At 61.0% G+C, this 21,657-nt stretch carries 19 protein-coding genes; 11 read left to right on the top strand and 8 right to left on the bottom strand.

Annotated elements, in window-relative coordinates; genetic code table 11:
- Nucleotides 1-78 precede the first annotated feature (78 nt).
- Nucleotides 79-462, bottom strand: a complete 384-nt coding sequence (locus KVH01_RS13355; protein ID WP_043049656.1) for a YbaN family protein — start codon at nucleotides 460-462, stop codon at nucleotides 79-81.
- Nucleotides 463-482: 20 nt separating this feature from the next.
- A complete protein-coding gene (locus tag KVH01_RS13350) occupies nucleotides 483-1,070 on the bottom strand; it encodes a UPF0149 family protein (RefSeq protein ID WP_005790129.1) in 588 nt (195 codons plus the stop codon).
- Nucleotides 1,071-1,345: 275 nt separating this feature from the next.
- On the opposite strand from KVH01_RS13350, the gene recQ reads away from it, so the two are divergent.
- Together recQ and KVH01_RS13340 are read left to right on the top strand one after the other, a co-directional pair.
- Nucleotides 1,346-3,475, top strand: a complete 2,130-nt coding sequence (recQ, locus tag KVH01_RS13345; protein WP_217881744.1) for a DNA helicase RecQ — start codon at nucleotides 1,346-1,348, stop codon at nucleotides 3,473-3,475.
- Nucleotides 3,476-3,596: 121 nt separating this feature from the next.
- Nucleotides 3,597-4,031, top strand: coding sequence for a MarR family transcriptional regulator (locus KVH01_RS13340; protein ID WP_043049659.1), 435 nt, complete (start codon nucleotides 3,597-3,599; stop codon nucleotides 4,029-4,031).
- 128 nt (nucleotides 4,032-4,159) lie between these two features.
- On the opposite strand, the gene KVH01_RS13335 is transcribed toward KVH01_RS13340, so the two are convergent.
- Nucleotides 4,160-6,349 carry a patatin-like phospholipase family protein gene (locus tag KVH01_RS13335; protein WP_217881743.1) on the bottom strand — a complete coding sequence of 730 codons (2,190 nt, stop codon included), beginning with the start codon at nucleotides 6,347-6,349 and terminating at the stop codon, nucleotides 4,160-4,162.
- Nucleotides 6,350-6,433: 84 nt separating this feature from the next.
- On the opposite strand from KVH01_RS13335, the gene KVH01_RS13330 reads away from it, so the two are divergent.
- The gene (locus KVH01_RS13330; RefSeq protein ID WP_217881742.1) at nucleotides 6,434-6,721 is read left to right on the top strand and encodes a SelT/SelW/SelH family protein; all 288 of its coding nucleotides are present in this window, start codon (nucleotides 6,434-6,436) and stop codon (nucleotides 6,719-6,721) included.
- A gap of 2 nt (nucleotides 6,722-6,723) precedes the next feature.
- On the opposite strand, the gene KVH01_RS13325 is transcribed toward KVH01_RS13330, so the two are convergent.
- Both KVH01_RS13325 and KVH01_RS13320 read right to left on the bottom strand, forming a co-directional pair.
- A complete protein-coding gene (locus KVH01_RS13325; RefSeq protein ID WP_217881741.1) occupies nucleotides 6,724-7,605 on the bottom strand; it encodes a DMT family transporter in 882 nt (293 codons plus the stop codon).
- A 98-nt stretch (nucleotides 7,606-7,703) separates the two neighbouring features.
- Nucleotides 7,704-8,453 carry an AraC family transcriptional regulator gene (locus KVH01_RS13320; protein ID WP_217881740.1) on the bottom strand — a complete coding sequence of 250 codons (750 nt, stop codon included), beginning with the start codon at nucleotides 8,451-8,453 and terminating at the stop codon, nucleotides 7,704-7,706.
- Nucleotides 8,454-8,590: 137 nt separating this feature from the next.
- Here KVH01_RS13320 and KVH01_RS13315 point away from each other — a divergent pair, with 137 nt between their 5' ends.
- Nucleotides 8,591-9,400 (top strand): UDP-2,3-diacylglucosamine diphosphatase, encoded by an 810-nt coding sequence (locus KVH01_RS13315; protein WP_217881739.1) that lies wholly within the window; start codon nucleotides 8,591-8,593, stop codon nucleotides 9,398-9,400.
- A gap of 897 nt (nucleotides 9,401-10,297) precedes the next feature.
- On the opposite strand, the gene KVH01_RS13310 is transcribed toward KVH01_RS13315, so the two are convergent.
- From KVH01_RS13310 to phhA, 3 genes are all read right to left on the bottom strand, one after another.
- The gene (locus KVH01_RS13310) at nucleotides 10,298-11,491 is read right to left on the bottom strand and encodes an amino acid aminotransferase (RefSeq protein WP_217881738.1); all 1,194 of its coding nucleotides are present in this window, start codon (nucleotides 11,489-11,491) and stop codon (nucleotides 10,298-10,300) included.
- On the bottom strand, nucleotides 11,491-11,847 hold the full coding sequence (locus tag KVH01_RS13305) for a 4a-hydroxytetrahydrobiopterin dehydratase (RefSeq protein WP_217881737.1): 357 nt from the start codon (nucleotides 11,845-11,847) through the stop codon (nucleotides 11,491-11,493). Before KVH01_RS13305 ends, KVH01_RS13310 begins: the two co-directional genes overlap by 1 nt.
- A gap of 98 nt (nucleotides 11,848-11,945) precedes the next feature.
- On the bottom strand, nucleotides 11,946-12,737 hold the full coding sequence (phhA, locus tag KVH01_RS13300; RefSeq protein ID WP_217881736.1) for a phenylalanine 4-monooxygenase: 792 nt from the start codon (nucleotides 12,735-12,737) through the stop codon (nucleotides 11,946-11,948).
- Between the two features lie 256 nt (nucleotides 12,738-12,993).
- On the opposite strand from phhA, the gene KVH01_RS13295 reads away from it, so the two are divergent.
- From KVH01_RS13295 to flgK, 7 genes are all read left to right on the top strand, one after another.
- Complete coding sequence (locus KVH01_RS13295) at nucleotides 12,994-14,556, top strand: sigma-54-dependent transcriptional regulator (RefSeq protein ID WP_217881735.1); 1,563 nt, start codon at nucleotides 12,994-12,996, stop codon at nucleotides 14,554-14,556.
- A 327-nt stretch (nucleotides 14,557-14,883) separates the two neighbouring features.
- Nucleotides 14,884-15,624, top strand: coding sequence for a flagellar basal body rod protein FlgF (locus KVH01_RS13290; protein ID WP_043049669.1), 741 nt, complete (start codon nucleotides 14,884-14,886; stop codon nucleotides 15,622-15,624).
- Between the two features lie 57 nt (nucleotides 15,625-15,681).
- Entirely contained in the window at nucleotides 15,682-16,467 is a 786-nt protein-coding gene (gene flgG / locus KVH01_RS13285; protein ID WP_003192986.1) for a flagellar basal-body rod protein FlgG, read from the top strand.
- Between the two features lie 52 nt (nucleotides 16,468-16,519).
- The gene (flgH, locus tag KVH01_RS13280) at nucleotides 16,520-17,215 is read left to right on the top strand and encodes a flagellar basal body L-ring protein FlgH (protein ID WP_005790104.1); all 696 of its coding nucleotides are present in this window, start codon (nucleotides 16,520-16,522) and stop codon (nucleotides 17,213-17,215) included.
- Between the two features lie 27 nt (nucleotides 17,216-17,242).
- Complete coding sequence (locus KVH01_RS13275; RefSeq protein WP_162252765.1) at nucleotides 17,243-18,331, top strand: flagellar basal body P-ring protein FlgI; 1,089 nt, start codon at nucleotides 17,243-17,245, stop codon at nucleotides 18,329-18,331.
- Between the two features lie 4 nt (nucleotides 18,332-18,335).
- The gene (gene flgJ, locus KVH01_RS13270) at nucleotides 18,336-19,601 is read left to right on the top strand and encodes a flagellar assembly peptidoglycan hydrolase FlgJ (RefSeq protein WP_124378893.1); all 1,266 of its coding nucleotides are present in this window, start codon (nucleotides 18,336-18,338) and stop codon (nucleotides 19,599-19,601) included.
- Between the two features lie 10 nt (nucleotides 19,602-19,611).
- Nucleotides 19,612-21,657: a flagellar hook-associated protein FlgK gene (flgK, locus tag KVH01_RS13265; RefSeq protein WP_217881734.1), complete on the top strand. Its 2,046-nt coding sequence runs from the start codon at nucleotides 19,612-19,614 to the stop codon at nucleotides 21,655-21,657.

The following is a 21,657-nucleotide window of genomic DNA, read 5'->3' as shown; positions in this document are numbered from 1 at the left end:
CGGCTGGACAGTCTCGCATGATGCCTGGGGTTAGTCAGTGTCGACCAAGGTCGTGTGGGATCTAATGTCGCAGGTGCGTCAGCGCGGTGGCAGGGTTTTCTGGCGCAGGATGTAGATCGTCACCAGTACCGCACTGGTCAGCATGAAGCCGCGTGCCCAGGGCAGGGGCACCAGGTAGCAGGAGATCGCGATGCTCAACCACATCAAGCCGATGGCGTAGACCTTGCCTTTGAGCGGGATGCCATTGCCGTCCAGGTAGTCACGGATCCAGGGGCCCAGGCGCGGGTGCTCTACCAGCCAGTGGTAGAAACGCGGGGAGCTTCGAGCGAAGCAGGCGGCGGCAAGCAGGAGGAAGGGCGTGGTCGGCAACACCGGCAGGAAAATGCCTATCACTCCCAGCGCTACACTGAGCCAGCCAATGGCCAGCAGCGCGTAGCGCAGGAGCGGCGAGCGGTTGCCCATGGGTGCCACGGGCAAGCGACTCAGTGGTGACGTGGCTTGAGGATCGCCGGTTTTTCGTCAGGCGCGTTGCACAGCAGGTACAGCGCGGTGAGGGCTTCCGGGATCTGCACGATCATGTCGTCCATCAGGTTGGCATCGGCGGCGATGTCGGAGAACTCTGCTTCTTCTTCGAACAGGCCCGAACCAACCATGATCGGCAGGAGCATTTCGCTGACTTCTTCTTCGGCGGTCTCGAACCAGGCGGCTTCACGCAGGAACACGCCTTCCATGAAACCGATGCACCAGCCGCGCAGGTCGGAGTCGTCCGGGTCGTCGCCCAGGTCGAGGTCGCATGGCAGCTCGAACTCTTCGTCGGAGGCCAGTTGGCGCGCAATGTGGGCCTTGAGGGCGATCAGGGTGGATTCGATTTCTTCGCGCTGGGCGGCGTCGCTGTAATGAGGCTCTTCAGCGAACAGCGCGTCGATCCATTCACGGTCCGGGACGGTTTCGGAGCAGATCGACAGGGCGGTCAGGTAGCCGTGGGCGGCCACGTAGTCCAGCGCCTCGTCATGCAGCTCATCGGCGTCGAGGAAGGCTTGCAGGCGGGTTAGTTGCTCAGCGAAGGACATTGAAGGGCTACCTTGGGAATAAACGATGCTGAATTCTAGGCTTTCTTGAGCGCCCAGGCCAGCCGCACGGCATATTTGCCCGGTTTTAGAGCAGGCGTCTATTCGTCAGTCGCGCCCTTTGGCCGATGACGCTCGGGTATACTGCCGCGTTTTGTGATGCCCCTGCAGGCTTAGCGCCAATCCGGGAAAACTTCGCTTACGGATTATTTTCCGTGAAAGCGTATTTTTTCGGCCAGCCTGTACAGAGGGATTTCGGCACCATTTTGGAGTTTTACATGCTCGAGCAGGCTCAACGCGTCCTCAAGGACATCTTCGGCTACGACAGTTTTCGTGGCCGCCAGGGTGCGATCATTGAGCGCGTGGCCAATGGCGGCGATGCCCTGGTGCTGATGCCTACCGGTGGCGGCAAATCGTTATGCTTCCAGGTGCCGGCGCTGTTGCGCAATGGCCTGGCCGTGGTGGTGTCACCGCTGATTGCGCTGATGGACGATCAGGTCGCCACCCTTGAAGAACTCGGTGTCGCCGCTGCGTCGTTGAACTCCACCCTCAGCGCCGAGCAGCAGCGTGACCTGGCCGCCCGCATCAAGCGTGGCGAGGTGAAGATGCTGTATCTGGCACCCGAGCGCCTGGTGCAGCCGCGTATGCTGTCCTTCCTGCAGAGCCTGGACATTGCCCTGTTCGCCATCGACGAAGCCCACTGTGTATCGCAATGGGGGCACGATTTCCGCCGCGAATACCTGCAGCTTGGCCAGTTGGCGGAACTGTTCCCCGACGTGCCGCGCATCGCCCTGACCGCCACCGCCGACAAACGTACCCGCGAAGAGATCGTCGAGCGCCTGCATTTGCAGAACGCCGAGCGTTTCCTGTCGAGCTTTGACCGACCGAATATTTTCTACCGCATCGTGCCCAAGGAGCAGCCGCGCAAACAGTTGCTGGCGTTCCTGTCCGAGCGGCGCAGCGATGCGGGCATTGTCTATTGCCTGTCGCGCAAGAAGGTCGACGAAGTCGCCGCGTTCCTTTGCGAACAGGGCTATCCGGCGTTGCCTTACCACGCCGGCCTGCCGAACGATCTGCGTGCCTATCACCAGAAGCGCTTCCTCAACGAGGAGGGCCTGATCATGGTGGCGACCATCGCTTTCGGCATGGGTATCGACAAATCCAACGTGCGTTTCGTTGCACACATGGACCTGCCCAAGTCCCTGGAGGCCTATTACCAGGAAACCGGGCGCGCCGGTCGTGATGGCCTGCCGGCGGATGCCTGGATGGTGTACGGTCTGCAGGACGTAGTGATGCTCAAGCAGATGCTGCAGAACTCCGAAGGCGACGAACGCCATAAGCGTCTGGAGCAACACAAGCTCGATGCCATGCTGTCGTTGTGTGAAGAGACCCGCTGCCGGCGCCAGACGCTGCTGGCCTATTTCGACGAAGACATGCCCGAGCCCTGCGGCCACTGCGATAACTGCATCGACGGTGTGCAGACCTGGGACGCCACCGAACCGGCGCGCCAGGCATTGTCGACGATCTACCGCACCGGCCAGCGCTATGGCGTGGGCCACCTGGTGGATGTATTGCTGGGCAAGGACAACGAAAAAATCCGCAGCTTCGGCCACGAGAAACTCTCGGTCTACGGCGTTGGCAAGGCCCGCGCCGAAGGCGAGTGGCGCTCGCTGTTCCGGCAGATGGTTGCCCGTGGCCTTGTCGACATCGATATCGAGGGCTATGGCGGGCTGCGCCTGAATGACAGTTGCCGGCCGTTGCTCAAGGGTGAAGTGAGCCTGGAGCTGCGCCGTGACCTCAAGCCGCAGACCACCACCAAGAGCAGCAGCACCAGCCAGGCCAGCCAGCTTGTGCGGGGCGAGGAGCGCGAACAGTGGGAAGCCCTGCGCACCTTGCGGCGCAAACTGGCGCAGGAACACAGCGTGCCGCCCTACGTTATCTTCCCCGACTCCACCTTGCTGGAAATGCTTCGCGAACAACCCACCACCATGGCAGAAATGGCCCGGGTCAGCGGTGTGGGTGCGCGCAAGCTGGAGCGTTACGGCCAGGCGTTCCTCGAAGTGCTCGGTGGCCAGGCCGAAGCACCGAAGGAAGTGGCCGATATTCGCCACGAACTGATCAGCCTGGCCCGCGCCGGCATGACCCCGATCCAGATCGCCGGCCAGCTGCAATGCTCGGAAAAAAATGTGTATACCTTGCTCGCCGAAGCCATTGGCAAGCAGCAACTGTCGTTGGAGCAGGCTCTTGATTTGCCTGAGGATTTGCTCGGCGAAATTCAGGATGCATTTCTCGATGGAGAAGGCGAATTGCCACCTGTCGCGGAGATCGCTCCATTGTTCACTGGGCGCGTTCCTGAGGGCGTTTTGTACTGCGTACGTGCCGCTTTGCAGTCGGAATTCGAAATTTAGTGTGCCAATTACGACAATGTAACGAATCAGTACATACCGGGCCTTGCCTACTGACATGGCTCATGCTTAGCTGACTAATAATTAGCCATACTTTATTTTCAGTCTTAAACATGAGTTTTTTATGCCGTTAACCGATCAACACCGTTTTGGCATGCAATTGGCGCAAATGTCCCGAGGTTGGCGCGCCGAGCTGGACCGCCGCCTGGCGGGGCTGGGCTTGTCCCAGGCGCGCTGGCTGGTGCTGTTGCATTTGGCCCGTTTTGCAGAAGCCCCTACCCAGCGCGAATTGGCACAAAGTGTCGGCGTGGAAGGGCCGACCCTGGCGCGCCTGCTCGACAGCCTGGAAGGCCAGGGCTTGGTGCAACGCCAAGCCGTGGTGGAAGACCGCCGCGCCAAACGCATCCTGCTGTGTGATACCGCCCAGCCGCTGATTGACCAGATCGAGACCATTGCTACGGCGTTGCGCCATGAGCTGTTCGTTGGGGTGAATGAAGAGGATCTGCGCGTGTGCATGCGTGTGCATGAGCACATTCTGGCGAACCTGGAAAAGTCCTGATTCCTAATTTGCCGAGGATCAAATGTGGGAGGGGGCTTGCTCCCGATTGCGGTGGGCCAGCTACAGAATTGTTGACTGATACCCCGCCATCGGGAGCAAGCCCCCTCCCACATTAGTTCGGTGCTGTGTCAGAAGGTCTGGCCCAGGTTCAGGTACACCGCCTTCTGATTATCATCATTAAAGCCATAGCTGAAATTCAGTGGCCCCAACGGCGTATCAAACCCGAGGAAGATACTCGCGGCGTTGATATAGCCGCTGTCGAACTCATTGTCGTTGTTCCACGCCCGACCCCGTTCCAGTGAGGCGCCCAGGTACAACGGGAAGTCCAGCGGCAGGTATGAGCGCGGGGTCAGCCGGCGGAAGTACACCGCGCGCATCAGGCTGACGTTCTGCCCCGAGATCGCATCCTGGCGAAAGCCCGACAGTTGCCGCGCTCCCCCCAGCTGGAAGGCGGAAATCACCACATCCGAATCATCCAGGGTGCGCCCGTAACGACCGCCCAGTATCAACGTGTCCGGGCCGTGGCTCATGGCCTTGTCCAGCTTGAACTCCCATTGGCGGTAGCGCTGGTCCGAGCCCAGCCCCGGTTCGAACTCACGATAGGCCAGGCCGATGTCTTCGCCGCTATGGGGGAAGTACACGTTGTCAAAGGAGTCGAATGAATATTTAAGTTCATAGAAGCCTTCGCTGAAGCTCACGCTCGGCAGGTCGCGGTCGCCAATACGTACGTCTGCCTTGCCCCAGGCTTCGCCAACGCCGAAGCGGATCTCGCCGCTGTTGCCGATCTGCCGGCCCACGTTCAAGCCGAAGCCGTAGCGTTCCAGGCGATATTCGGAAATGGGGTCGTTGTCCAGGACCAGCTCTACGTTCTGCGCCTCGGCTCTGATATACGGCGCGACAAAGTAACGCGAGCCGGTGTCCATCGGCTGGTAGAACTCGCTGTACAGCTCTTGCCGATCACCGATCTGCACCCGCGTCAGCCATTCGGCGCCGAGGCGGTTGATACCGTTGACGCGATAGCTGGCGCCGAGATTGAAGGCGCTGTCGCCGCGCATGTCATCCGACAGGTTCAAGCCCAGGCGCAGGTAATCGGTGCCGCTGCGTTTGCCGCGCGCGCTGATCACCAGGGTATTGTCCTGGCCTTTTTTCACCACGCGGTATTGCACCTGCTCGAAGTAATCCAGGCCGTACAAGGTGCCCATGTCCGCTTGCAGGCGACCGAGGTTCAGCGGCTCGCCCAACCCCTGGCGGATGTAGTAGCGGATCACGTCGTCACTGACTTTGGAGTCGTTTTCCACCTGTATCGCGGTGATCACCGGGGTGCGTTCGCCCGGTGTGCGAGCAGCCACCAACTCAGGGTCGATGGGCTCGGCGGGGCGCAGGTGCGCCAGGCGTACATCAAGGGCGCGGGTGGCGCGGTAGCCGGCGTCGATCATGTCCTTGGCACGGCCGAAGTCCGTCACGCCATAGGCGGCCAGGGGCGGCTGGATCAGCACATCCTTGGGGTTCAGGGCCTTGAGTTGTTCTTCGGAGTTGCGCCGGGTCATCAGGGTGATGGATTGGTTGAGCACGTCCACCACGGTTGCCAGTTGCTTGCGCGAGCGCAGCGGGGTGCCGATATCGACCACGATGGCGATGTCGACGCCCATCTCCCGCGCCACATCCAACGGAATATTGTCGGTCATGCCGCCGTCCACCAGCAGGCGCCCGTCGAGCTCCACCGGGGCGAATACGGCAGGGATCGACATGCTGGCGCGTATCACCTGGGGCAGGTGGCCCTTGCTGAACACGACTTTTTCGCCGGTGGTGATGTCGGTGGCCACGGCGCGGAACGGGATCGGCAGCTTGTCGAAGTTACGGGTGTTACTGCTATGGGCAAACATGCTTTCCAGCAGCAGTGCCAGGTTCTGGCCCTGGATCACGCCCAGCGGCAGGCCGAGGCTGCCGTCGTCGCGGAAACTGAGTTTCTGCTTGACCAGGAAATCGCGGTCGTCCTGTTTGCGTCGAAACGGTACGTCTTCCCGTGGTGGAGCGTCCGACAGTGCCTGCTGCCAGTCGATACCCAGCGCCAGCTTTTCCAGCTCGTCGATCTTGTAGCCCGACGCGTACAGCCCACCAATCACCGCGCCCATGCTGGTGCCGGCAATCGCGTCGATGTGGATGCCCTGTTCTTCAAGTGCCTTGAGCACGCCGATATGCGCCAGGCCGCGGGCGGCACCGCCGGACAGCACCAGGCCGATTTTGGGGCGTGGTGTTTCCAAGGCGTCGGCAAGCAGGGGGACAAGGCACAGGAGCAGGCAGGACAACAGGCGGCGCATCATCAATCTCGAGGCTGGGCGATAAAGGCCGCTATTATAGCCACCCGATGCGTCGGGCCCGTCATGTCAGGAGCCGCTTAAATTATGTCTGCAAGCAAACCCGAGATCGTTATCACTTATTGCACCCAGTGCCAGTGGCTGCTGCGCGCTGCCTGGCTGGCCCAGGAGCTGCTCAGTACCTTTGCCGATGACCTGGGGCGCGTGGCGTTGGAACCGGCCACCGGCGGCGCCTTTCGTATCACCTGCGATGGGGTGCAGATTTGGGAACGCAAGGTCGACGGCGGCTTTCCCGAAGCTAAAGTGCTTAAACAGCGGGTGCGCGATCAGATCGATCCGCAGCGCGACCTCGGGCATAACGACCGTACGGTGTGACGTCAGACAGCCGCCGGCTGTTTCGCCTGGCTGGCGCTGCCCATCAAGCCGGAAAGCACGATGGCGACGATGATCAAAGCGCCGCCCAGCAGCATGCGCAAGGTCGGCGTTTCGGCGAACAGCAGCCAGGCCACGCTGATGCCGTAGACCGGTTCCATGGCAAACACCACCGAGGCGGTGCGCGCCTTGATCACGGCGAGGCTGGCGACAAACAGGCTATGGGCAAGGCCCGTACAAAACACGCCCAGCAGCCCGATCCATAGCCAGTCAATGGCGCGCACATCCGCCAGCCCCGGGGCTGCCACCGGCAGCAGACAGGCTGCGACCACCACGTTCTGGCACAGCGCTGCCTGCACAGCAGGAATGCGTCCGGAACTGGCGCGATTGTTCAACGACAACAAGGAGAACAACAATCCCGAAGCGATCCCCCACAGCAACCCGCCCGTGGCTTCGCTGGCAAGGTTGAAATCCGGGGTGACCAGCACCAGGCCAACGCTGACCAGGGCCACCAGCAGCATTTCATTGGCGCGAATGCGCTCGCGGAAGATCAACCCTTCAAGGATCACGGTAAAGGCCGGGAAGGCCGTGAACCCCAGGGTCGCCACGGCTACACCGGCGACTTTGACGGCAATGAAGAACGTTACCCAATGGGCGGCCAGCAACACACCGCTGACCAACAGGCGGCGCCAGTCGCGCATCTCCAGTTTCTTCCAGGACGCGTTGCTGGCAAAGCGGGCAAACACCGCCAGGGCAAGCACGGCAAACGCGGCACGCCCAAATACGATGATGGCGGGGGAGGCCGCCGCGAGCTTGCCGAATACGCCGGTGAGGCCAAACATCAGTGCGCCGATATGCAGGGCGCCAAGGGCTGAGCGGGGAGTCATTGCGATCCTTGAACCAACAGGGTAACAGCCTCGCAGTCTAGAGGGTTGGTTCGCGGACGTCTGTCGCCAACCTCGCATCTTTTAGCGTGGGACTCTCGTCAGTCGCCCCGGCGCAGGGCGCGAGGGGAGGCACCAAACTCGCGCAGCATGGCTGCACTGAATGCGCTTTGCGAGGCATAGCCAACGCGCTCGGCAACCTCACCAATGGCCAGCGGTGTGCCGCGCAAAAGCTCCAGCGCCATGTGCAGGCGACGACTGCGAAGATAATCCATCGGCGTCTGCCCGCATTCGGCCATGAAGCGTGCATGCAGGCGCGCCACGCTAAGCCCGGCGATACGCGCAAGGTCAGCCACCTGCAACGGGTGCGCAGCGTGGCGCTGGATATGGGCATTGAGCGCCGCATAAGGCAAGCGTCGTCCTGGCAGCGCTTGGGCCTGGGGATGATTGAGACTGGCCAGTAACAGCACAGCACCTTGTTGGACGATCAGCGGGTCGTGCACCGGGCTGTGCGCCAGCCACTCCACCAGTTGGCTTTGCCTGGGATCCAGCGTCAGTCGCGACGGTTGCCCCAGCAAGCGACGACTGGCATCGGCATGCTCACCCAAAGATTGCACCACCCAATGCTCGTTTGGCACATCCAGCACCAGGCAACGGCTGCCATCACGGCTGCCGCAGGCGTGGTGGGTGGAGAAGGGCAGCACCATCACGCTGCTTTCGCGTACCTGGCTGCCACGGCCATCGACTTCCAGGTCCAGGTGCCCGGACAGTCCGAACACCAACTGCGCGTGATCATGGCTGTGGGCGATGGGCGCTTCGAGGTAGTGGCGTAGCGTGAGGCTCGGGCTCATCGCGGTCTCCAGGGCGGCAAGGCGCCAGTCTACAACGCTTTGCGGGCATCGAGCGCTGTCATGAGATTGACGCACAGCTGTCATGGGCTATTAATCGCCAAGGCGCAAGCTCGCGAAAACAGCGTCGAGGGATGCCCATGACCCATGCCGAGTTCACCAAGCCCAGCCGCAAGCAACGGGTGCGAACCCTATGGATTTCCGACGTGCATCTGGGTACCCGGGATTGCCAGGCCGAACACCTGTCACAGTTTCTCAAGGGCTACCACGCCGACAAGGTCTACCTGGTGGGCGACATTATCGACGGTTGGAAAATGCGCGGCGGCATGTATTGGCCCCAGGCTCACACCAATGTGATCCGTCGCCTGCTGACCATGGCCAAGCGCGGCACCGAGGTGATCTACGTCACTGGCAACCATGATGAGTTTTTAAGGCGTTACTCCAAGCTGATCCTGGGCAATATCCAGTTGGTGGACGAGGCGGTGCATGTGACCGCCGATGGTCGGCACCTGTTGGTGATCCATGGCGATCAGTTCGATGTGATCACCCGTTATCACCGCTGGCTGGCGTTCCTTGGTGACTCCGCGTATGAATTCACCCTCACGCTGAACCGATGGCTCAATCATTGGCGTGCGCGCTATGGCTACGGGTACTGGTCGTTGTCGGCCTACTTGAAGCACAAGGTGAAAACCGCCGTAAGCTTCATCAGTGATTTCGAAGAAGCGATTGCCCGCGAAGTCACCAAGCGTGAACTGCATGGCGTGGTGTGCGGGCATATCCACCATGCCGAGATTCGCAAGGTGGGGGAGGTGGATTACCTCAATTGCGGAGATTGGGTGGAGTCATGCACGGCGTTGATCGAGCACTGGGATGGGCATATCGAGTTGTATCGGTTGGCGGATGCCCAGGCCAGGGAGGCGCAGCTCAAGGCTGAAATGGTCACTGGCTAAAAGCCTCGCCTCGGTAAAAATGTGGGAGCCGCCACCACCTCTTTGATGTGACGCTGTCGCGCCGCAAACTAGGGAGCTTGTTCCCGTGGCAGCCTGACAGCCGAGCAGGATGTTGGTTTTCGTCCTGGGTACATATCCGTTATTTGGGCAACGGCCACTTATGGTTCCGCTTTTACAGCGGCTCACTTTTGAAAGGCCGGAATGCCGGCCCAGGCAAAAGTAAGCAAAACGCTCTTGCCCCACCACTCGGCACCTCGCCTAGGCTCGGTGTGCCCTCACTCCGGCTTCAAGCCTGCGTTCGGCCAGCGTGGTTTAACGGGGCGCCTAAGATCAAGAGCGACTCGCTGCGCATCGCAGATACGCCGGCGGCGCTTGTGCTTTTCTGTAGGAGCGAGCTTGCTCGCGAAAAACCTGAGAACGCCGCGTTCTTTCTGGTTTCCCGCGTCATCGTTAACGACCTTCGCGGGCAAGCCCGCTCCCACAGGGGTACGCGCACACTTCAACGATCAGGTCGGCTATAAGGCCGCCTCGCTGTGTTTTTGATCTCAGGCGCCCCGTTAAACCACGCTGGCCGGAATTCGACAGGGATTTGGGGGGTAAACCGGCAGGGATGCCGGTTTAGCCGCCCCGCGCCATGGATGGCGCGTTGCGGCGGCCCCCCAAATCCATGGCGGATTACGGGCACACCGAGCCTAGGCGAGGTGCCGAGTGGTGGGGCAAGAGCGTTTTGCTTACTTTGCCGCTTTTGCAAAGTGAGCCGCCGTAAGGGCGGAACCTATAGTGGCCGTTACCTAAGCAACGGATCTTGCTCCCGATAACGTTGGGTCAGTCAGCTTATTTCTAGCTGACCCACCGCCATCGGGGGCAAGCCCCCTCCCACATTGGGTCCCGGGGTTTTCAGTTGGAAACGTCGGCGATAGCTTGGGCCAGCACTGTCAAACGTGTCGCATCCACCCCGGCCACGTTGGCCCGGCCTGAACTGACCATATACACGCTGTGCTTCTCGCGCAGTTGCTTGACTTGATCGGCACTCAAACCGGTATAGGAAAACATCCCGCGTTGTGCGCCGATATGGGCAAACTTCTCGGCCAAGCCATGGGGCGCCAAGGCTTCCACCAACCCGGAACGCAAGTGCGCGATCCGCGAACGCATGGCCTCGACTTCCTCGCTCCAGAGTTTTTTCAGCTCGGTATCACCGAGGATGGTCGCCACCACGGCGGCGCCGTGATCCGGCGGTGTCGACCACAGGTTACGGGCGATATTCGCCAGTTGGCTGCGCACATCGATGAGTTTTTCCGCATCCGCTGCACATACGATCAACGCGCCCACACGATCACGATACAAACCAAAATTCTTCGAGCAGGAACTGGTGACCAGCACTTCCGGCAGTTCAGCTGCGAACAACCGCACTGCCCAGGCGTCCTGCTCCAGGCCATCGCCAAAGCCCTGGTAGGCAAAGTCGATCAGCGGCAGCAACTGGCGTTCGCGCACGATCTGCAACACCTGGCGCCAGTCATCCTGTGACAGGTCGAAGCCGGTCGGGTTGTGACAGCAGGCGTGCAGTAGCACCACATCGCCCTCGGGCACCGTCTCCAGGGTTGCCAGCATCGCCGCCACATCCAGGCGGTTGTCACTGCCAACGTAAGGGTAATGACTGACCTTGAGGCCAGCCTTGGCGAAGATGGTTTCGTGGATCGGCCAGGTCGGGTTGCTCAGCCACACGCCGCGGCCAGGCAGGCTCTGGGCGATAAAATCGGCGCTCAAACGCAGGGCTCCGGTGCCGCCCGGGGTTTGGGTGGCGCCGGCACGGCGTTCGCGAAGCAAGGCCGAATCGGCACCGAGCACCAGCTCGCTGATCAGGGGGCCAAAAGCTGCGTCGCCATGGCCGCCGATGTAGGTCTTGGTCACCTGGGTATCGACCAAGCGCTGCTCCGCAAGCTTGACCGAGCGGGGAATCGGCGTCAGGCCCTGGTCGTCCTTATACACGCCCACGCCCAGGTCGAATTTGTTCGGGTTGGCGTCCTGGGCATACAGGTCCATCAGCCCGAGGATCGGGTCGCCGGGCACGCGGCCAATGGCATCGAAATGCATTACTTGCGGCCCTCGGCAGCTTTGGCCACTTCGTCGGTGCGCGCGGCCATGATGAAGTCGTTGCGGTGCAGGCCCTTGATGGAGTGGCTCCACCAGGTCACGGTGACTTTGCCCCATTCGGTGAGCAGGCCAGGGTGATGGCCTTCGGCCTCGGAGATTTCACCCATGGCGTTGGTGAAGGCCAGGGCGAATTTGAAGTTCTTGAACAGGAAAACCTTTTCCAACTGCATGACGCCGTCGCGCACTTCGATGTTCCAGTCGGGGATCTGCTTGAGCAGCACCGGCAGTTCTTCATCGCTGACTTGCGGGGCATCGGCGCGGCAGGCTTCGCAGTGGGCTTGGTTCAAGGTGGTCATGGGAGGTGTCCTGAATTCGAATGTTTGAAGGTCAGTGGCGTTACCCTAAAGCAACGCGGGGCCAGGGAACAGACTCACCTGGCGTTAAAACCTGAGGTTCACGCGGCTTTTGGTTTCGGCGGGAATTTCGGGGCGTGCAGCCCTAATTCCATGCCGCGCTCGACCATGCCCATGATGTCTTCCTGCGCCACGTCGAACAGGCGCTTGAGTTCGGGCAATACGAAATACAGCGGTTGCAGGATGTCGATACGATACGGCGTGCGCATCGCTTCCAGCGGGTCGAAGGCTTGATGCTCGGGCTCGTCCGACAGGCAATACACGCTTTCTTTAGGCGACGACAGAATGCCGCCACCGTAGATGCGCCGCCCTTGGGGCGTATCCACCAGGCCGAACTCGATGGTCATCCAGTACAGGCGCGCCAGGTAAACCCGTTGCTCCTTGGTCGCCGCCAGGCCGAGCTTGCCGTAGGTGTGGGTGAATTCGGCGAACCAGGGGTTGGTCAGCAAAGGGCAGTGCCCAAAGATCTCGTGGAAAATGTCCGGCTCTTGCAGGTAGTCCAATTCGTCGCGGGTGCGAATGAACGTCGCCACCGGAAACTGCTTGCTGGCAAGCAATTCAAAAAAAGTCTGGAAGGGAATCAGCGCCGGCACGCGGGCCACTTGCCAGCCGGTGGTTTCGGCCAGCACCTTGTTGATTTCGCCCAACTGGGGGATGCGATCCAGGGGCAGGCCGAGCTTGTCGATGCCGTCCAGGTATTCCTGGCAGGCGCGACCCTCGATCACCTTGAGTTGACGAGTGATCAGGGTATTCCACACCGCGTGTTCTTCCGGCGGGTAGTGGATAAAACCTTGCGCATCGGGCTCGCGGGCCACGTAGTGCGTCTGCTTCATACGGCTCTCCTGCTAGGCATTCGTTCTTGTTATGTCCTGCGATGCACTATTGATAACCCGGTGAGCGCAGGATTCCATCTACATTGCCCCTGGGTATGTAGGAAAAATTACAGTTTTTCGTAAAGTATTCGTTACGGATGGATGACTTATCCGCGCTATGGGCTGGGAAACTCCTACGCTCTGTCACATAATCTTGACGACTATCTGCGCCCGGCGGCAAAAAGACGCGGCGCCTACCTACCTTTCGAGCCTTTTCATGCGTATCAAAGTGCATTGCCAGAACCGCATCGGCATCCTGCGGGACATCCTCAACCTGCTGGTGGAGTACGGCGTCAACGTCGCCAAGGGCGAGGTCGGGGGGGAGCATGGCAATGCCATCTACCTGTTTTGCCCGAACCTGGTGAACATGCAGTTCCAGGCACTACGCCCGCAGTTCGAAGCGATTGGCGGCGTGTTCGGCGTCAAGCGAGTGGGGCTGATGCCCAGCGAGCGGCGGCATATGGAACTCAATGCGCTGCTCGGCGCCCTGGAGTTTCCGGTGCTGTCCATCGATATGGGCGGCTCCATCGTGGCCGCCAACCGCGCGGCGGCGCAGTTGCTCGGGGTGCGGGTGGACGAAGTGCCAGGCATTCCGCTGTCGCGCTACGCCGAGGACTTCGACTTGCCGGAGTTGGTGCGCGCCAGCAAGTCGCGCATCAATGGCCTGCGGGTCAAGGTCAAGGGGGACGTGTTCCTGGCGGATATCGCGCCGCTGCAATCCTCCGAACACGATGACAGCGAAGCCATGGCTGGCGCTGTGCTCACCTTGCATCGCGCCGACCGCGTCGGTGAGCGTATCTATAACGTGCGCAAGCAGGAGCTGCGTGGTTTCGACAGTATCTTCCAAAGCTCCAAGATCATGGCCGCGGTGGTCCGCGAAGCGCGGCGCATGGCGCCGCTGGACGCGCCTCTATTAATAGAAGGTGAAACCGGCACCGGTAAAGAGTTGCTGGCCCGTGCCTGCCACTTGGCCAGTCCCCGTGGGCAATCACCGCTGATGGCGCTCAACTGCGCAGGGTTGCCCGAGTCGATGGCCGAGACCGAACTGTTCGGCTACGGCCCCGGGGCTTTTGAAGGCGCGCGGGCCGAAGGCAAACTCGGCCTGCTGGAGCTGACTGCGGGCGGCACCTTGTTCCTCGATGGAGTGGGGGAAATGAGCGCGCGTTTGCAGGTCAAACTGCTGCGATTTCTGCAGGACGGCTGCTTTCGTCGGGTCGGAAGTGACGAAGAGGTCTACCTGGATGTGCGGGTGATCTGCGCCACTCAGGTGGACTTGTCGGAACTCTGCGCCCGAGGTGAGTTTCGCCAGGATCTTTATCATCGGCTCAATGTGCTGTCGTTGCATATCCCGCCGTTGCGCGAATGCCTCGACGGCCTGGTGCCACTGGTTGAGCACTTCCTCGACCAGGCCAGCCGACAGATTGGCTGCCCTTTGCCCAAGCTTGCGCCCGCGGCGATGGATCGCTTGAGTCACTACCACTGGCCGGGCAACGTAAGACAGCTGGAAAACGTACTGTTCCAGGCCGTGTCGCTGTGCGACGGTGGGGTGGTCAAGGCCGAGCATATTCGCTTACCGGACTACGGGGTGCGCCAGCCCCTTGGGGATTTTTCCCTGGAGGGCGGGTTGGAGGAGATTGTTGGACGGTTCGAGAAGGCCGTGCTGGAAAGCCTTTATGCCGAACATTCCAGCAGTCGGCAGCTTGGCAAACGCTTGGGCGTGTCGCACACCACCATCGCCAATAAGCTGCGCGACTACGAAATTCTCAAGGCCGACAAATAATTCGCTGACACTACGCGGTCAAAAATGTGGGAGGGGGCTTGCTCCCGATGGCGGTGTGTCAGCTACAGGTGAGCTGGCTGATACACCGCCATCGGGAGCAAGCCCCTCCCACATTTGATCTTCGTCGTTTTCCAGGTCGGTGATTGCCGCAGGCGGCAGTAGTCCGCCGTTTTTTCGACTCGCTCTCAAGCCTCAAATCATCCTGCTCCGCCGCAAACCCCCGCCGCGCCTGGACTTCAGCCTCTTTTTAAAAGTTGGTTCGCAAATTGCTTAAGCCTCATCAGTACAGCGGTGGGCGGCAAGCGTCCGTCAGAAAGAGGATAGAGCGTGGACAAATACCTTTATGTGGCAATGACCGGCGCCAGCCAGAACGCACTGGCGCAGAAGGCCCATGCCAACAATCTGGCGAACATTTCCACCAACGGCTTCCAGCGTGACCTGGAGCAGGCGCGTTCGATGCCGGTGTTCGGTGACAGCTTTCCGGCGCGGGCATTTGCCATGACCGAGCGGCCGGCCACTGATTTCTCCCCGGGAGCGATGATCGAAACCGGTCGTGACCTGGATGTAGCCGTCAGCGGCGACGGTTGGATGGCCGTGCAAACCCCGGATGGCGGCGAAGCCTACGTGCGCAGCGCCAGCATGAATGTGGATGCCCTGGGCGTGCTGCGTGCCGGCAACGGTATGCCGATCATGGGCAACGGCGGCCCGATTGCCGTGCCACCCCAGCAAAAAATCGAAGTGGGTGCAGACGGCACCATCAGTATTCGCGCCATGGGCGAAGGCCCACGGGTGATGGCGGAAGTGGACCGCATCAAGCTGGTCCAGCCCGACCTCAAGAACATGACCAAGGGCCTGGACGGCACCATCCACACCAAGGATGGCCAGCCGGCCCAAGCCGACGCGAACGTCACCCTGACCTCGGGCTTCCTGCAGGCGAGCAACGTCAACGCGGTAGAGGAAATGACCGCGGTGCTGGCGCTTTCCAAGCAGTTCGAGCTGCACATCAAGATGATGAACAGCGCTAAAGAAGACGACCAGGCCATGACTCGCGTCATGCAGATGAGCTAAGTCCCTAACTAATTTAGTCGCACGGCGCCAACAAACAGGCGCACGAAGGAGAACAGCATGCTTCCGGCTCTATGGGTTGCCAAGACAGGCCTGTCCGCCCAGGACACCAACCTGACCACCATTTCCAACAACCTGGCGAACGTCTCGACCACGGGCTTCAAACGTGATCGCGCCGAGTTCCAGGACCTGCTCTATCAGATCAAGAAGCAGCCAGGTGCCCAGTCGACCCAGGACAGCGAATTGCCATCGGGCCTGCAACTGGGTACCGGTGTGCAGATCGTCGGCACCCAGAAAAACTTCAGCGCCGGTAACCTGCAGCAAACCGGACAACCGCTGGACATGGCCATCAACGGCCGTGGTTTCTTCCAGGTGCTGCAACCGGATGGCACCACCTCTTACACCCGTGACGGCACCTTCCACCTGGACTCCAATGGCCAGATCGTCACCGCCAACGGTTTCGCCCTGGAGCCTGCTGTCGTGGTTCCACCCGACGCCAAGACCTTCACCGTCGGCAACGACGGCACCGTGTCCATCACCGTCGCTGGCAACCCGGCGTCCCAAGTGATCGGCAACCTGCAAACCGCTGACTTCATCAACCCGGCCGGCCTGCAGGCGATGGGCAACAACCTGTTCCTGGAAACCGCCTCCAGCGGCGCCCCGCAAATCGGCACCCCTGGCCTGAACGGTTTCGGTACCACCCTGCAAAGCACCCTGGAAACCTCCAACGTCAGCACCGTTGAGGAGATGGTCAACATGATCACCACCCAGCGCGCCTACGAGATGAACTCCAAGGTGATTTCCACCGCCGACCAGATGCTTTCGTTCGTTACGCAGAATCTGTAATCCAGTCTGGGGCGCTTTCAAGAAGCGCCTGCAACACCATGAGGTAAGGGTCATGAATCGCTATGTTTCCGTTTTGGCATTGAGTGGGATCGCCGTGCTCGCGGGGTGTGTTGCCCCGACGCCAAAGCCCAATGACCCGTACTACGCGCCGGTGTTGCCGCGCACGCCATTGCCGGCGGCGGCCAATAATGGCTCGATCTACCAGGCCGGTTTCGAACAGAACCTGTACAGCGACCGCAAGGCGTTCCGGGTCGGTGACATCATCACCATCACCCTCAACGAGAAGACCCAGGCCAGCAAGAACGCCAACTCGCAGATCGGCAAGAACAGCAAGACCAGCATCGGCCTGACCTCGTTGTTCGGCGGCGGCCTCAACACCAACAACCCCTTGGGCGGCGGTGACCTGAGCCTGGACGCCGGCTACAGCGGCGACCGCGCCACCAATGGCAAGAGTGCGGCAGGGCAGGGCAACAGCCTGACCGGTTCGATCACCGTGACCGTGGCCGACGTATTGCCCAACGGCATCATCGCCATACGCGGTGAAAAGTGGATGACCCTCAACACCGGCGATGAGCTGGTGCGCATTGCCGGGATGGTCCGCGCCGATGATATTTCCACCGACAACACCGTGCCTTCGACGCGGATTGCCGATGCACGCATCACCTACTCGGGTACGGGTTCGTTTGCTGATGCCAGTCAGCCGGGCTGGTTCGACCGGTTCTTCCTTAGCCCGCTGTTCCCTTTCTAGGTGGCCACTTTGAACTTCAAACAGCTGATGGCGACGGCACTCTTGCTGGCCTTAAGCGCTGTGGCCCAGGCCGAACGCCTGAAGGACATCGCCAGTATTTCCGGCGTGCGCTCCAACCAGTTGATCGGCTATGGCCTGGTGGTGGGGCTTAACGGCACGGGTGACCAGACCACCCAGACGCCGTTCACCCTGCAGACCTTCAACAACATGCTCTCGCAGTTCGGCATCAAGGTGCCGCCAGGCTCGGGCAACGTCCAGTTGAAGAACGTCGCCGCCGTGTCGATCAGCGCCGATTTGCCGCCGTTCGCCAAGCCGGGCCAGGTGGTGGACATCACCGTTTCGTCCATGGGTAACTCCAAGAGCCTGCGCGGCGGCACCTTGCTGATGACGCCGCTCAAAGGTATCGACGGCAACGTCTACGCCATCGCCCAGGGCAACCTGGTGGTGGGCGGGTTTGACGCTGAAGGCCGCGACGGCTCGAAGATCACCGTCAACGTACCGTCGGCGGGGCGTATCCCTGGTGGCGCCACGGTTGAACGCACCGTGCCGAGCGGTTTCAATCAGGGCAACAGCCTGACCCTGAACCTCAACCGTTCCGACTTCACCACCGCCAAGCGCGTGGTCGACAAGATCAACGATATGCTTGGCCCTGGTGTAGCCCAGGCCATCGACGGCGGCTCGATCCGCGTCACCGCGCCGCTGGACCCAAGCCAGCGCGTGGACTACCTGTCGATCCTGGAAAACCTTGAGGTCGACCCCGGCCAGGCCGTGGCAAAAGTCATTATCAATTCGCGTACCGGCACTATCGTGATCGGTCAGAACGTCAAGGTTTCGCCGGCAGCGGTGACCCACGGCAGCCTGACGGTGACCATCACCGAAGACCCGATCGTCAGCCAGCCGGGGCCGCTGTCCAACGGCCAGACCGCCGTGGTCCCGCGTTCGCGGGTCAACGCCCAGCAAGAAGCCAAGCCGATGTTCAAGTTCGGCCCCGGCACCACCCTGGACGAGATTGTCCGCGCGGTGAACCAGGTGGGCGCAGCGCCCGGTGACTTGATGGCGATCCTTGAAGCTTTGAAACAGGCCGGCGCCTTGCAAGCCGACCTCATTGTGATCTGAGGCCATGGCCATGGATATGCGCAAAAGCGGCATCAGCAGCACGGCGGACTCGGGGTCTTACTCCGACTTGAACCGGCTTAACCAGCTCAAAGTCGGCGCCGACAAGAACAGCGAAGGCAATATGCGCAAGGTGGCGCAGGAGTTCGAGTCGCTGTTCCTCAATGAGATGCTCAAGTCCATGCGCTCGGCCACCGACGCCCTGGGCAAGGACAACCCGCTGAACACCCCGGCGGCCAAGCAGTATCAGGAAATGTACGACCAGCAGTTGGCGGTCTCGATGTCCCGCGAAGGCGGCGGTATCGGCCTGGCCGACGTGCTGATGCGCCAGATGCAGAAGAACAAGCCGGTGCAGGCCCAGGCCGCCACCTTGCAAGGCCCGGCAGCGGATGTGCCGGTGAAGAAAGTCGATGTGCCGACCGAGATTGGCGCCGGTACCCAGGCCGACGGGCCGCTGGGCCGCTCCAATGGTCAGCGGCCTTTGTGGGCGTATCGCGTGGCGGTTCCTGAGGGCACCAGTGCGCACACCAACGACATGGAGCTGATGAACCAGCGCCGTATCGCCTTGCCAAGCAAACTGGCCGACCGCCTGCTGGCGGGCATCGTGCCGAGCGCCCCGGTCACTGCCGAAGCCAAAAGCGCGCCCCTGCGCAACAGTGCCGCCGACGACAATGTGGTCAGCAGCGCCGCCCGCAGCTTTGCCGTGCCAAGCGGACAAATGCAGGTCTATGGCCGCGCCATTGCCCAGCCACCGCTGGCGCCGGCGAAAAAAGCCTTCAGCTCCCAGGACGAATTCGTCGCCACCATGCTGCCGATGGCCAAGGCGGCCGCCGCGCGTATCGGTATCGATCCCAAGTACCTGGTGGCCCAGGCCGCACTGGAAACCGGCTGGGGCAAATCGGTGATGCGCGCCGAGGACGGCAGCAGCAGCCACAACCTGTTCGGCATCAAGGCCGGCCAGAGTTGGCAGGGCGGCCAGGCCCGTGCGATCACCAGCGAGTTCCGCGATGGCGCGATGGTCAAGGAAACGGCGCAGTTCCGTTCCTACAGCTCCTACCAGGACAGCTTCCACGACCTCGTGACTCTGCTGCAAAGCCATGATCGCTATAAAGAAGTTGTGAAATCAGCCGATAACCCGGAACAGTTTGTACGCGAGTTGCAAAAAGCCGGTTATGCAACCGATCCGGCTTACGCCAGCAAGATTTCGCAGATCGCAAAAAATATGAACAGTTACCAGAACTACGCTGCCGCTGGCGCAACCACACATTTATAAGGTCTGAACCATGAGTTTGCTCAGTATCGGGATGTCAGGGCTCAACGCCGCTCAAGGATCGCTGTCGGTCTTGAGTAATAACATCGCCAACGTTAATACCCCAGGGTACTCGCGTCAGCAGACCACGCAGAATACCAACGCGTCGAACCCGTTCGGCGGTGTGTTCATCGGCACCGGTACCACCCTGGCTGACGTGCGCCGGGTGTACAACGAATACCTCGACACCGCCTACCAGAACAGCACGGCCCTGAACAACGATGCCAAGGCATATCTGGATCAGGTCGGTGCCGTCGACAAAGTGTTGTCGGACAAGACCACCGGTTTGTCCTCGGTGCTCAGTTCGTTCTTCGCCACCCTGCAGACCGCGGCGTCCAACCCCAATGATCTGTCTGCGCGGCAACTGCTGGTGACCAACGCCCAGACCCTGAGCAGTCGTTTCAACGCGATCTCGACGCAGTTGACCCAGCAGAAAGAGACCATCAACAACCAACTGAGCAGCATGAGTGAGCAGGTCAATCAATTGACCGCCTCGATTGCCTCGCTCAACAAGCAGATCACCCAGGTGCAAGGCGCGTCGGGCAATGCGCCGGCCAACCTGCTGGATTCGCGTAACGAGGCGGTACGCTCGCTCAATGAGCTGATCGGCGTAACAGCCACCGAGAAGAACGGCCAGTTCAGCGTGACCACCGGCACCGGCCAGTCCCTGGTAGAAGGCGGGATCTCCAATACGATTTCTGCAGTGCCGAGCAAAACCGATAACAGCCAGTACACCATTCAGTTGGACAACAACGGCACCCCCATGGACCTGGGTGGCGTGATCAGTGGCGGCAGCATCGGCGGCCTGTTGCGTTATCGCAGTGATGCCTTGATGCCGGCTATCAACGACCTGGGCCGTATCGCCATAGCCACCGCAGACACCATCAACAATCAACTGGGCCAAGGCCTGGACCTCAATGGTGACTTCGGCGTTTCGTTGTTCAAAGACATCAACAGTGCCGTCGCCATTGCGTCGCGCAGCCAGGGGGCATCGGGCAACAGTGCCGGGGCAAGCAACCTGAATGTGACGATCAAGGACAGCAGCAAGTTGTCCGCGTTCGACTACACCGTGAGCTTCAACGACAAGACCGACCCCAACAAGGTCACAGTGCTGCGCTCGGACGGCAAGGCCATGGGCACTTTTGATATGTCCTCTACGCCGCCGCCGACCATGGACGGCTTTACCCTGGCACTGGATGGCAAGGGCACGATGGCCTATGGCGACAGTTTCAAGGTCAGCCCGACCGCCACCGGGGCCAGCGGTATTGGCGTGGCACTCACCGATGCGAACAAGCTGGCGTTCGCCGGCCCGTTGGCGGGTACCAGCAGTAATACCAATAGTGGCACGGGCACGTTCACCCAGCCGTCCCTGACAGTACCGCTGGATATCAATGGCGGCGCCGACACCGCACAGTTGCGCGCCGGTATTGAAAACTCGATGCCGGTGAAAATGGTCTTTGCCAAACCGGCCGCCGATGGTACGCAGTCCTACACGATCAGCGATGCCAAGGGCAACCCGATCAGCACCGGCTCGATTATTCCGGGGCAGGGCAACAAGATCACCGTGGACGTGCCGATGCGCGACGCCAGCGGTGCCGCTATCCCTGGCAAGAGCTTCAAGTTCGATACCACCATTAACGGCTCACCGGCAGAAGGCGACAGCACCACCTTCGCCTTCAACAGTGGCGGCAAGTCCGACGGCCGCAACGCCCAGGAACTGCTGAACCTGCAAACCAAGGCCACCGTCGGCATGGGCGATGGCAATGGCGGCACCAGCCTGGTGGGGGCCAACAGCAAGCTGGTCTCGCAAGTAGGGGCCAAGGCCAGCCAGGCCGGAGTCGACACCGCCGCCACCGGCGCCTTGCTGAGCGCCAACAAGGAAGCGCGCAACTCGGTGTCCGGGGTCAACCTGGATGACGAAGCGGGCGACATGATCAAGTTCCAGCAGTACTACACCGCGTCGTCGCAGATCATCAAGGCTGCGCAGGAAACCTTCACCACACTGATGAATGCCCTTTAA

The organism is Pseudomonas khavaziana (assembly GCF_019145205.1).
Lineage (GTDB): Bacteria > Pseudomonadota > Gammaproteobacteria > Pseudomonadales > Pseudomonadaceae > Aquipseudomonas > Aquipseudomonas khavaziana.
This window is presented reverse-complemented; position numbering and strand designations above follow the sequence as displayed.

Excerpts from the sequence above, each read along its gene's own strand:
- KVH01_RS13350 (WP_005790129.1), bottom strand. The coding sequence starts at position 1,070 with ATGTCCTTCGCTGAGCAACTAACCCGCCTGCAAGCCTTCCTCGACGCC.
- recQ (WP_217881744.1), top strand. The coding sequence starts at position 1,346 with ATGCTCGAGCAGGCTCAACGCGTCCTCAAGGACATCTTCGGCTACGAC.
- flgH (WP_005790104.1), top strand. The coding sequence starts at position 16,520 with ATGAATCGCTATGTTTCCGTTTTGGCATTGAGTGGGATCGCCGTGCTC.
- KVH01_RS13275 (WP_162252765.1), top strand. The coding sequence starts at position 17,243 with ATGGCGACGGCACTCTTGCTGGCCTTAAGCGCTGTGGCCCAGGCCGAA.
- KVH01_RS13315 (WP_217881739.1), top strand. The coding sequence starts at position 8,591 with ATGACCCATGCCGAGTTCACCAAGCCCAGCCGCAAGCAACGGGTGCGA.
- KVH01_RS13295 (WP_217881735.1), top strand. The coding sequence starts at position 12,994 with ATGCGTATCAAAGTGCATTGCCAGAACCGCATCGGCATCCTGCGGGAC.
- KVH01_RS13305 (WP_217881737.1), bottom strand. The coding sequence starts at position 11,847 with ATGACCACCTTGAACCAAGCCCACTGCGAAGCCTGCCGCGCCGATGCC.
- flgG (WP_003192986.1), top strand. The coding sequence starts at position 15,682 with ATGCTTCCGGCTCTATGGGTTGCCAAGACAGGCCTGTCCGCCCAGGAC.
- flgK (WP_217881734.1), top strand. The coding sequence starts at position 19,612 with ATGAGTTTGCTCAGTATCGGGATGTCAGGGCTCAACGCCGCTCAAGGA.
- flgJ (WP_124378893.1), top strand. The coding sequence starts at position 18,336 with ATGGCCATGGATATGCGCAAAAGCGGCATCAGCAGCACGGCGGACTCG.
- phhA (WP_217881736.1), bottom strand. The coding sequence starts at position 12,737 with ATGAAGCAGACGCACTACGTGGCCCGCGAGCCCGATGCGCAAGGTTTT.
- KVH01_RS13355 (WP_043049656.1), bottom strand. The coding sequence starts at position 462 with ATGGGCAACCGCTCGCCGCTCCTGCGCTACGCGCTGCTGGCCATTGGC.
- KVH01_RS13340 (WP_043049659.1), top strand. The coding sequence starts at position 3,597 with ATGCCGTTAACCGATCAACACCGTTTTGGCATGCAATTGGCGCAAATG.
- KVH01_RS13320 (WP_217881740.1), bottom strand. The coding sequence starts at position 8,453 with ATGAGCCCGAGCCTCACGCTACGCCACTACCTCGAAGCGCCCATCGCC.
- KVH01_RS13310 (WP_217881738.1), bottom strand. The coding sequence starts at position 11,491 with ATGCATTTCGATGCCATTGGCCGCGTGCCCGGCGACCCGATCCTCGGG.
- KVH01_RS13330 (WP_217881742.1), top strand. The coding sequence starts at position 6,434 with ATGTCTGCAAGCAAACCCGAGATCGTTATCACTTATTGCACCCAGTGC.
- KVH01_RS13335 (WP_217881743.1), bottom strand. The coding sequence starts at position 6,349 with ATGCGCCGCCTGTTGTCCTGCCTGCTCCTGTGCCTTGTCCCCCTGCTT.
- KVH01_RS13325 (WP_217881741.1), bottom strand. The coding sequence starts at position 7,605 with ATGACTCCCCGCTCAGCCCTTGGCGCCCTGCATATCGGCGCACTGATG.